The sequence below is a fragment of the Brevundimonas sp. genome (assembly GCF_003248455.1).
Taxonomy (GTDB): Bacteria; Pseudomonadota; Alphaproteobacteria; order Caulobacterales; family Caulobacteraceae; genus Brevundimonas.
This window is the reverse complement of record NZ_QFNM01000054.1, coordinates 1-10,601: the sequence shown is the minus strand read 5'-3', so window position 1 is coordinate 10,601 and position 10,601 is coordinate 1. Positions and strand designations below refer to the sequence as shown.

The following is a 10,601-nucleotide window of genomic DNA, read 5'->3' as shown; positions in this document are numbered from 1 at the left end:
AAAGCTGCGCGGCTCGGCCTGTTGCTCACCCCACGCTGCGAGGCGTAACTAACCCAAGGACTCTGGTCGCCGCTGGATGAAAACTCAGAGGCACGTCAAAATTCCTGGTCGATCTCGCCGTGGTGGTTTCGGCACATCAAGACCAAATTGTCGATCGCTCTCAGCGCCTCGTCCGAGACGTCGGGATCGTAGCGAGTCCACCCCTCCTCCACCGCATGGATATGGCAGATGTTCACGAAGCCGGTGCCGTCTTCACGGTAGAGGATCTGAGGACAACTCGGATAGGCGCAGAGGTTGCCGGACATCGCGAACAAGCGACTGAGAACGGAAGTCTTGATCGGTAGACGCGCCATGGGGATGTCTGTCTCACACTCGCTACGCCGTTAAATCCGGCCCGCTCCAGGCACCTGAACGAGGTCGGCAGGCCGCCGTGTTTTGTAGAGGCTCTGGAACTCCGCGTCGCTCCAGGAACCCACCCCATAGTCATCTTTGTCGGCTACAACGATTTCGGGCTCTAAGGTCTGAATCAGATGGTGAGGCCCAACAAAGAAGCAGTTCGGGATTAGATAGGTTCGGACGAAGGGATCGGTTTCGTACGCCTTCGCGATGAAGCAGGTGCCCTCTGCCTCAGGAATGAACCAAGGCCGCACAGCGAAGGTCGAGAACTGCAGGTCAAGAATGTCGCGGATCGCGATCACCGCCGCGAGAGCATCGTCCCGGACGCGACCGTATGTTCCGGGATCAAAGTGGATCGACCGGTTTCTTAGTTTGGCCAGGGCGCGATAGTGTTTGACCGTCTCGGGAAGCAGCACGCCCCACGCCTCCAGGGCATCGATTGCAATGGTCCAGTTGTCGAAGGACTGCTTGCGGGCGACCTTTCGGTATTCCGGCGTCGCCGAATAGAACTCGCGAAGATCGAGGATCAGATGGTTCAAGACACGCTCGCCCAGCGCGCAAGCGCCAACGAGCGCCGGGTAGTAGGACCCGACCACGAACGCGTTGCGGACCTGCCGATGTAGGGCGTTGTGGTAGGAGATGATCGACATCGACAGCTGGCCGATGGCGATGAAGTTCTCCTCCTTACGTCCGGAAGAATGACTGCCGAACTCGCCGATCAATCCCGAGCGGATGCTCGCCTTGATCGTCTTCCACTGCTCGATGATATGAGGTTCCCAATCAGGGAGGATCTCGATCTCAAGGCTGTTTACGCGGACATCGAAGTCGTCCGCCTTGCTCATGTAGCGTCGGCGCCCAGCGTCCGGCAGGGCCGCGTCCGCGCTCTGGACGGCGACACCGCGTTGACCTGGCGTCGGATCACTCACCCTCGTCGCTAGCCTCTTCACGCAGCTGCGCCAGGCGCTCCTGACAGACCGTTACTGTCAGCACGCGCAGCACCTCAACCCGGTCCGTCAACCAGTCGAGTTCCTCGGCGGTGATCCTGTAGTGGTCGGCGTAGCGCGCCTTAACGTATGCCTCCCGCAACAGCTCGAAACACCGGCGCTCGAACTTGGTCTCTCGCGGCCAAGCTTCGGCCAGACGCACATCGATGGCTTCCGATTTCTTGCGCAGGAAAGCGAGGTTGTGAGCTTTTCCGCTGTACAGCGTCACGACAAGCAGAATGCAGTGATACAAGTGCTCGGCGGCCTGGTGCAGCATGAACGCTGCCCAGTTGGGTTCACCTACTTCGATTGAGTGACGCGCAATGCCCTGGGCCCCAGCAGCGCTGGTCGTCCACTTCTCGAAGTACTTCTCCGCCTCAACCAGCGCGGCCTTTGCCTTGATGGTTGCCGGCCTGTGCAGCTTGGCGCCTGGCGTGTCGTATAGGACGATCCCGTCGCGCAGGATGTCGGCAAAGAAGTAGCGCCCTCGATCCAACTGATCGTTCACGTCATCCAGGGTGTGAACGATGATGCTGACCGGCGTTCGGATTTCCCCTTCGCCGGGCATGGTTCGGTTGGTCGCGTCGAACCAGAATTCGCCGTCGGTCAGATCCTCATGATCGACGATGAACAGCAGGTCGAAATCGGAGAAGTACCGGCCGACCGGGTCGTGCACCCAATCGCCTCGGGCATACGATCCGTAGAGAATGATCTTGAGGATCTTGCCATGCTTGAGCCGCTCGGCGCGTCGCGTCGAGATCGCCTCCTCGAATGAGGCGCGGATCACATCGACGACGTGACGCAGTTCGGACTGCTTGGGCAGCGGCAGATGATCGAGTGTCTTCTTCACAGATCCGAGTCTCCCCGATGGGGCTGCCGACAGCAAGTCGAAAGAAGCAACTTCATCAGACTCTGTTGTCGCGTTTCAACTGCAGCGACCGATCAGGCCCTGTTGCGAGCGGCACATCTGCAAACTCCTCGAAGCCGATGAGTTGTTTCGGCCAGATCTGAAACATCGACCCATTCTCGAAGGTATCATCCGGGTCTGGCGGGTCGGTCCGAGCGGGCTTCAGAACGGTCTTGCCTCCAGTTTCTCTCGAAGCCGTTGACACACCTTTGTTCACGCAGTCCTCCACCGCGAGGACGAAGGCGTAGCGCTCGCCTCGATCAATCTGCAGGCGGCTTTGATCGACCCTCAATCCAACATCGAACTCGATCCGAGGGATGAGGATCAGCGAACTTCCTCGTGGGCATTCGATCGGCGTCTTCGGGGCGTATTTGACCTTGAACCTGAACCTATGGACGCCGGCGAGCTGCCCACCGTCAAAGTTCAACCGCACCGGCTGAAATGAAAGGCGGGCGCTCTCCCGTGCGAGCCGTTCTATCAGCGTCTCCAGTGTCTGTTCGTCCAGTTCCGAGGCCACGATCGGCGTGATGGACGCCCGTTCCCCCAGATCCAGGGTCAGCTGGTTGCCCTCCAATGGCGGTCCAACCAGCATCGTCCCAGGCAGGGCTGGACTACCGATGCTGACCTGCACAAACTGCAACCAGAGATCGAGATGGCGACCAGGCATCCCCCACTCACGATCTGTCGGCTCCCGTATCTGGTAGAGCGATATCCCATCGTGCTCGGCTTGGGTGATGGCCCCGCTCTGGAACCCCTTGGCCGAGAAAATCACGCCTTTGGACGCCCCGACTTCACGCACGGTCGTCGCCAGTGCATCGATATGGATCCGCTCGACGGGCGTATTCCGATACTTGCATTCGACGACGATGAGATGCTCGTAGAGGCCTTCCCGATGACGGACGAGAACATCGATCTGCCGTGGCGCGCCGGACCGGCCGGTCAGGACAACGTCGTGTTCGACAGTGACGGTGCCCGTGTCATGAAGCTCAGCGACGAGACGTTCGAAACCGCCCCAGTCCTGGACCATGTCCTTCAGGGTTTTCACGACGTCACTCCTGACCACCTACCAACGCGGCGTCCAACGCCATCCTGAAATCTTCGAGCCGCTCCTGGAGCAGGTGATGCTCACGGTCGAAGATTGAGCGCAGATGGCCAAGATGGTCGGAGCGCGTCATCACTCCGCCGGCCAGCACACTGGCCACGAGAGTTTTCCGGAAGCCGGCCCTCTCGCCCTCCGTGGGCAGGTTGGCGATGCATCGGAAAACCATCTCGGCGAGATAGCGTTTGAACCGGTCCGAGACCGCCTCCGATAGCAACACCTGCCGCAGGCAATCGCCCAGCGCGATGACTGCAGACTTCGGTATGTTCCCGTTCTCGGCATTGGGCGCTGTCGACTCCAGCACGAGGTGCGGCGAGTCCGCAGGAAGGTGCAGGATCGCTTCGATCCAGTCCGTCAACGCGCCGAAGATCGAATAGATGAGATAGGCGTTGCGGGTCGGCCACTCGTCGAAGACATCCTCATCCTTGCGGGGATCGAGATAAAGTCCGAGCAGGCTCTTGGTCAGATGGGGCGTGTAGTACAGCCACATGTGCCACTGGATTCCCTGTCGCAGGGCGGCATCGACCATCAGATCCAAGAAGCGAATGGCGACGAAGGTGCGATCGCGCCAGCGCTCCTCGTCCTGAAAACGATCAGCGGAGCCGCTCAGATAGGCCTGGTATGGGCCACCCTTCGCCTCGGCGAGGTACGCGAGCGCCGCCTCCATGACTGGCTGCCATGCGCCCAGTCGCTCGGCCTGCCGCGCGTCTGCAAAAAGGAAGTTCAGATAGGTGTTGTGATCCGGGAAGACGTACCCGGTGATGAAGACATTCTGGTTGTCGTACACCTCCGTGAACAGCGGGCTGTCGTTGTTCTCGGCCAAGACCCGCAGGATCTGGTCTGCGAACTCGAAGACGATATGGCTCTCCACCGCCATCATCTCGACCGCAGTTGCGGGTCGCTCCATCGCGACGAACTCAATGAAATCCCGTCGGCGGTAGAGAAGGCGCTGCAACGCCGTCGCGGACTGCTTCTGCGCATCTGATGCAGTCACGTCGCCGCCCGCAACGCCTGCGATCAACTTCAAATGGGGCTGGGTCACCCGGTTCAATTCCGAGAAACGCTTCTCCTCCAGGAGCGCGGTCGCCAAGGCCAGGAGGCGCGGCAGATGTCTCGCACCAAGCGTCTTTCTCTGCAGATTGACCAACATAAGGGCCAGCCAGATCAGTACCAGAACGAAGGCGGCCTGCTGCGCCGTGATCCACGGGTTTCCGCCATCGAGAACGAGGACGCGGCAGACCTTCGCTCCCCAGCGGCATTCCGGGGCCCACACGCTGAACAGTTCCAGGTAGAGGACGGCAGCACCGAACAGGACCGTCAATGTCACCGTCACGCCAAGGCGCAGCATCAGCGCCTTTCGGCGCGCGTCCGTGGCCAGAGCGAAGAGCGCGACCACCAAACCGACGAAGGTCACCAGACCGTCTATGCTCATTGCGCCCCTCCCGTCCCGGCTGTCCGTCTGTCCGACCGTGACGCCTCGTCCTGCGCCGCAAACCGTGCGCCCTCAGCCAGCATGAAATCGAGCAACCCGGGAAGCTCTCTATCTTCGAGGTCGAGCCGCCCGACCTTCTCCAGGACGATCCACATCGCGGTCTCACGGTCTACGCCACGCCACTTCGTCAGTTCGGTGTAGTGGTTCAAAACAGCCCGTGCAGCGCTGCGATGTTCCCAGTAGATCCTGGCGGCGTCCACATGCTCGAAATTGTCTTCTGCAAGGGCCTGGGCAGCCTCAAGGTCGACCTGCGGCCGCGTGTGCGGAGCCGCGTCGCCGACCAGGACACGCAGGTCCTCAATCCTCAGGCAATCTTCCGAGGGCGCCGTCAGGGTCTTGTTCGTGTCGGTGACCACCAAACGGCAGTCCTGACAGAGGAAAACAACGGCGTGCCCTCCGTATGTCACGCCGCCCTCGTTCCAGCCGTTCCGCCACCTCAAGGCATCGTAGTCGTCCTCGTCGCTGTAGACGTAGAACTGATGAAGGCGTCCACTCAGCTTGTTCTTTCCGGACTCCCGCAGACATTCGAAGCGAGACCGGTCGCAGCCTGGGCACGTCCAGCCCGCGTCGACCCAAACCCAAGGCGACTTCGGGTCTTGCGCTGCGGTGAACGTCTCGAACTCGGCCTGCGACGGAACCCGGACCGGTTTGGTCCTGACCTTGAGCGACGAACGGAAGCCGTCGTTCTTCAACGAGCGCGACGAAAGTATCGACGGAAGCTGCAGCAGCGGTATGGCAGGGTAGGTCGGGTTACGGGACAGGTCCCTCAACAGCGGCCCCAGAGGCGGCTCGGGCCAGAGCTTTCGGCCCTGCCGCTGGTGCCGACCGTCCGCCACGCGCGCGGCGAGCAGCTCGGCAAAGGCGATCCGGTCCAGCACATCGTCCTCAACGGACTTCCAGATCTCCTCGGCCTTGTCCGCATCCACCTTGTGAGGCCGCCCCGGTTGGATGGTTATGAAGGTCGCGATCTCGGCCGGCGAGAAGCTAAAGTCAGGATGGACGATCCCCTTGAGCTTCCGCTTCGCCTCCCCGTCGGCCGCGTTGCAGTCGACGCAGACGAAGGACGGGTGGAAGCGCTCGATCAGGTCCTTGCAGGTCTCGACGGCGCTGAACCAGCGGCGAAGCGCCTCGGGTTCCGATGGACGAGCGCCCTTACGCTTCAAGATTTTCTTGCCGTGATCCCTAAGATGATCGTGGTGCCAGTCCAGTCGGCAGATCAGGACCCCGACATCCGACAGACGGGCGAGTTCGGCTTTGTAGCGTCCGCACGACCCGCAGCGCCACATCGGCGGGACACTGGCCCAGTTGCCGTCCAGGTCGAGACGCTCGACGCCGTGCTGGGCCAGCAACGCCTTCGTCTGGGAACTCCAGCGACCGTCGAATGAGGGAAACAGGCCTTCGATCTCATGATCGCTGGCCGTCGCGAGATCAGGGATGGGAAAGGAGATGGAGAGCTTCATCGGCTCCACACGTCTGCGGCCGAGATTGAGATGGCGGCACGATCAGTGAGAGGTCCGATGAACGATTCCCACGCGTCACGCACCACCCGGGCTGCGCAGCAGGCGGCCGCCATACCGCTCAGAGACCCGTGGGCGCGCATGCGCGCATAGGGCGAACCCGCCGTCATTTCCGCTATTCCCCCAGTGGCAAAGTGGCAATCCTAACCGTGTTCGCCACAAGAACAATGCACGAACACAGCGCTCAGGCCTGATGAGGTCGGGCTAACCCTGACTTATCCCCCGCCGAGGCGCCCATGTCCCACTCCGTCCGTTTCACCGAGGCAAATCCGGAGCTCGCGAACCTGAAATTGTCGTGGGCGACCCCGGTGTTCTCTGATGAGGACGGAATCGGATCGCTGGATTCCCTTCACCAAGCGGGAGACGCTTTCGTCGCGGTGGGCATGATGGGGTCGGATGGCCCGACCATCATGGGCAGCGGAGTGATGGTCGCTCCAGGGATGGCGCTGACCGCCACCCACGTCATCGACGAAATCGAGGCGGCTGGGGGCGCCCCCTTGCTACTCACATTTCTGCCGGACGCCGCGCGAGCCTGGGTTCCCATCGGCATTTCGACGCTATCTGGCCCCAGCGCCTTCTACGACGATGTGAGGGTCTCCTCGGACATCACATTGATCAGCTGCAGTTTGAATTCGGATGCGTTGGCGGCAGCGCCGCTGTCTCTGGCCCCGATGCGTGTCGCCTTGCCCCTGCTTGGCGATCGTCTCTGGGCAATCGGTTTCCGACATCAAGATCTGCACGAGGGCGCTGCACTGATCAGCCCAATGGTTTCTTCCGGGATTGTCACCCAGGCGTTTCCCATGGGACGAGGCGAGCGCATGCCCTCGCCCTGCTTCGAAGTGGGTATGGAGACCATCGGCGGCATGAGCGGCGGAGCCGTTGTGAACGCCGAGGGCGAAGTCGTCGGCATCGTGTCGTCCTCGCCTGACGGCGGCCCGTCGTACATGACCCTGATCTGGGACGCGCTTCGGCTTCGTGTCGCCGGGCCTATTCCCGCGTTGTCGAAGACCGAGAGTGTCAGCCTTCTGGGCGCGAAGGCTGTTGGGCTTGCGCGACTGGCAGGGGATGTAGACCGGAATCCATGGGGCGAGGTGACGTTCAATCTGTCGACCGAGGAAGCCACTCTGTTCGCGGCGTCGGCAGCGATCGACCAGATGGAAGCGCCCGACGGACGTGTTCTCACCCGTGACGAGCGGAGCGACTTCATCGAGACATGGGGCAGCGAGATGGAGGACGAAGGCGCGTTGGCCGTGGTCATGGCGCTAACGCGCTTCTCCGTGCCGCGGATGGCGCGTTTCCTGGAGGCTGCGGGGGTCCCGGGTGACCTCCTGACGTCGGTTTCGAGCTTCTCTGTCGAAGACTTCGAGGGTGTCGAAGACCTCGAACTCATGCGCGCGGAGGAAAGACCGGACGGCAAGACCGACGTCGAATTCTTTCTTCGAATGCTGATGATCGTCTGGACGCTCGAGATGCCAGCGGAGTTCTATGCGGCTCACGCCGACGCGATCTCCAACGAGTTCCTGAATATCGAAGTGACCGGCGGCACGGCTCGGATGGAGTTCATCCATCGCGCCTACTTCAGGCTCGAGGCGGTTCTCGTCCCCGACGCCGAGGTCTTCACAGACATGATCGTGACCTCCAGCGCGCTCATCCCTTCAAGGCGGGCTCGCTAAGCGTCCACCAGGTCGCGGAAATGGACTGGCGGAGCCGGCCTGTCTTCGCCGTTTCCGTGGGCGACTTCATCGCGGATGACGTCGCCTGTGACGTAGTCGCCCGAACAAAAAAAGCCGCGCGCCCTCAAAGGGCGCGCGGCGAGTTTTCGGAGGCGAGGCGCCTATTCGGCGGCGAACGGATAGGCGTCGTCATCGGACGGCGACGCCTCCCCCTCCCCTTCCGGCTCCGCAGCATCGGGATCGACCGCCGGGGCGGTGCGCAGCACCACCGGCAGCCACCCCTTGCCCTCGACCAGCCGTTCGGCGGCCTCGGCCATATCGCCCTTCTTGAACCCGGCGATCCGCCCGGCTTCTTCCGCCGACGTGGCCTCGGTGACGGCTTCCAGCACCCTCGCCTTGGCGACCCGCGAGAAATACGACGACGCCGTCGCAGTCCACGTCCCGGTCATGTCCAGACCGGTGACGGTCGCCAGCGTCTCGGCATGCGCCAGAGCGTCGGGCTTGCGGTCATGCGGATCACGCACGGCATAGAGGCCGACGCCGGTGCAACAGGCCATCAGGTCCAGCAGATCGGAGGGCGGCATGGGCGCCAGCACGGCCCAGAGATCGCGGGCTTCCTCGGGAAGCCTCGCGCCCCACGCCTCCAGCCGGTCGGCCACGCGCCGCCCCGCCGGGCCGTCGCTGACCCCCGGCGCCAGCTTTTCCAGACCCGTCACGGTCATCCGCAGTTGCAGCGGCGTCCACGTTCCCCACGCCGGGTAGAAGACCTGCAAGGCCAGCGCATGGACCACCACCGTCAGAGCCATGTTCGCATCGGCCTGAACGGCGTCACGCAGCCCCATGGTCCGATGGGCCGTCAGGTCGATCACCAGACGCTCCGACAGGGGCGTCGGGCCCTCGTCCGCCTCCGGCTCAGACGCGGAGGGCGCGTCCCCCTCGCCTTCGCCTTCGGCGGTCCAGCCGTCCGGCGCCTCCGGATCGGCGGGACGGTCGCTGACCACATCTTCGGCCCGCACCAGCCCGCGCTCGAAACGGGCCAGACCGTCATGACCGAGCAGGACCAGAACCCCGGCCCGCGCCTTGACCTCGGCAGGATAGTCGAAGTCAGGACCGAAGGCTTGCAGGGCCTTGTCGATTTCCTCGAGCCGGGCGTCCGCTTCCGGCGACAGGGCGTCCGCCGCGTCGGTTCCGGAGACGAGCGCATCATATTCTTCCGACAGGGCCGCGATTTGGGCCGCATCCTCCTCCGACCGGACGACCTCGACCGGATAGACCCGGCCCAAGGCGCTGACCTCCGCATAGTCGGACGCCGCCCCGGCCCACTTCCAGCCCTCACGCTGGCGCGCCTCGTCCGCCAGCACGGCCAGCTTGTCGCCGACCATCCGGTCCAGCAGGGCCGGGTCTTCCAGCCAGCCGCCGCCGTCCTCGGTGAACAGGTCGCGCAGCACCGTCCCGCCCTCGGACTCATAGGCCTCGACGCCGACGAAGCGCGCCCGCTTGTCGTCGGCACGGACCTTGGCCTCGGTCATGGCGCGGCGGATGGCGTGGACAGGCCGGTATTCGCCCAACTGTTCGAACACCTGCCGCTGCCGGTCCTGATCGGCGCTGACGCAGAAAGCCATCAGCTGGTCGAGCGCCAGCGCGCCCTCCCGATAGGCCGCCATCAACTCCGGCGCCGCCGCCCCGAGCCGGAGCCGTTGGCGCACCACGGTCGCGGTCACGCCGAACCGGGCGCCGATGTCCTCGGCGCCATAGCCCTTCTCGTCGGACAGCCGCTTGAAGGCCTCGAACTGGTCGGCGGCGTGCATGGCCTCGCGGGTGACGTTCTCGTCGAGGCTGATTTCGTGGGCGTCGTTCTCGGAATCGACCGTCACGCGAACCGGATGGTTCCGCTTGATGGTCTTGCGCTTGACCAGCAGCCGCAGGGCCTGACGCCGCCCCTCCCCGATAGTCACGAGATACTTCCCGGTCGGCGCGCCGTCCTCGCCGCGCTCGATTTCGACCACGGGCGGCTGCAACACCCCCTTGGCCTTGATCGACGCGGCCAGCGCCTCGATGGACGCCTCGGAGTGCTTCACCTTCCGGGCGTTCTTCTCCGACGCCTTCAACAGATTGAGCGGAACGAAGATTTCCGCGCCGTGCACCGGCTCCTGATCCGCTCCGGTCGCGGCGGCGTCAGCCGCCGCAGGGATACGGGCTTGGGTGGATTGAGCAGTCATGTCTGCCTCCTTTGGGCAAGGGTTGCAGGCACGCGGAAGGCGCGCCTGAAACCCTGCCCGTCGGCGAGACCGGGGTAGCAAGGGCCAGGGCGGATCGGCCGGAGGGGGATCACCCGACCTGCACAAGCCTTGCTGGAAATCGGAATATGGCGGCCATCGTCGGCGCGGAAGGTCGGGGAGACCGGCCGATCCGGCGGCGGAGCCGCTTCACCCTGGCCCGCGCGAGGGCGGAGCCCTTCCATGTCCTTTTTCAAGTGTCTGGACGTGCAAAACCCTTCCGCGCCGCAGGCGCGGAGATGAGCAGGATGAGAGGTT

General features: G+C 63.4%; 8 protein-coding genes. 1 reads left to right on the top strand and 7 read right to left on the bottom strand.

Annotation, left to right across the window (positions count from 1 at the left end; all coding sequences use genetic code 11):
- Positions 1-95 precede the first annotated feature (95 nt).
- From DI624_RS15305 to DI624_RS15280, 6 genes are all read right to left on the bottom strand, one after another.
- Positions 96-353: a hypothetical protein gene (locus DI624_RS15305; protein ID WP_291540202.1), complete on the bottom strand. Its 258-nt coding sequence runs from the start codon at positions 351-353 to the stop codon at positions 96-98.
- A gap of 30 nt (positions 354-383) precedes the next feature.
- Positions 384-1,238: a hypothetical protein gene (locus DI624_RS15300; protein ID WP_291540200.1), complete on the bottom strand. Its 855-nt coding sequence runs from the start codon at positions 1,236-1,238 to the stop codon at positions 384-386.
- Positions 1,239-1,314: 76 nt separating this feature from the next.
- Entirely contained in the window at positions 1,315-2,229 is a 915-nt protein-coding gene (locus tag DI624_RS15295) for a nucleotidyltransferase and HEPN domain-containing protein (RefSeq protein WP_291540198.1), read from the bottom strand.
- Positions 2,230-2,284: 55 nt separating this feature from the next.
- Positions 2,285-3,331 (bottom strand): restriction endonuclease, encoded by a 1,047-nt coding sequence (locus DI624_RS15290; RefSeq protein ID WP_291540196.1) that lies wholly within the window; start codon positions 3,329-3,331, stop codon positions 2,285-2,287.
- Positions 3,332-3,335: 4 nt separating this feature from the next.
- Complete coding sequence (locus tag DI624_RS15285) at positions 3,336-4,817, bottom strand: hypothetical protein (protein WP_291540194.1); 1,482 nt, start codon at positions 4,815-4,817, stop codon at positions 3,336-3,338.
- The gene (locus DI624_RS15280; RefSeq protein ID WP_291540192.1) at positions 4,814-6,337 is read right to left on the bottom strand and encodes a hypothetical protein; all 1,524 of its coding nucleotides are present in this window, start codon (positions 6,335-6,337) and stop codon (positions 4,814-4,816) included. Before DI624_RS15280 ends, DI624_RS15285 begins: the two co-directional genes overlap by 4 nt.
- Positions 6,338-6,630: 293 nt before the next feature.
- On the opposite strand from DI624_RS15280, the gene DI624_RS15275 reads away from it, so the two are divergent.
- Positions 6,631-8,067, top strand: a complete 1,437-nt coding sequence (locus DI624_RS15275) for a serine protease (protein WP_291540189.1) — start codon at positions 6,631-6,633, stop codon at positions 8,065-8,067.
- Between the two features lie 161 nt (positions 8,068-8,228).
- Here the strand turns inward: DI624_RS15275 and DI624_RS15270 are convergent, their stop codons facing one another.
- The gene (locus DI624_RS15270; RefSeq protein WP_291540187.1) at positions 8,229-10,286 is read right to left on the bottom strand and encodes a ParB/RepB/Spo0J family partition protein; all 2,058 of its coding nucleotides are present in this window, start codon (positions 10,284-10,286) and stop codon (positions 8,229-8,231) included.
- Positions 10,287-10,601 lie beyond the last annotated feature (315 nt).

Excerpts from the sequence above, each read along its gene's own strand:
- DI624_RS15305 (WP_291540202.1), bottom strand. The coding sequence starts at position 353 with ATGGCGCGTCTACCGATCAAGACTTCCGTTCTCAGTCGCTTGTTCGCG.
- DI624_RS15300 (WP_291540200.1), bottom strand. The coding sequence starts at position 1,238 with ATGAGCAAGGCGGACGACTTCGATGTCCGCGTAAACAGCCTTGAGATC.
- DI624_RS15285 (WP_291540194.1), bottom strand. The coding sequence starts at position 4,817 with ATGAGCATAGACGGTCTGGTGACCTTCGTCGGTTTGGTGGTCGCGCTC.
- DI624_RS15280 (WP_291540192.1), bottom strand. The coding sequence starts at position 6,337 with ATGAAGCTCTCCATCTCCTTTCCCATCCCTGATCTCGCGACGGCCAGC.
- DI624_RS15275 (WP_291540189.1), top strand. The coding sequence starts at position 6,631 with ATGTCCCACTCCGTCCGTTTCACCGAGGCAAATCCGGAGCTCGCGAAC.
- DI624_RS15270 (WP_291540187.1), bottom strand. The coding sequence starts at position 10,286 with ATGACTGCTCAATCCACCCAAGCCCGTATCCCTGCGGCGGCTGACGCC.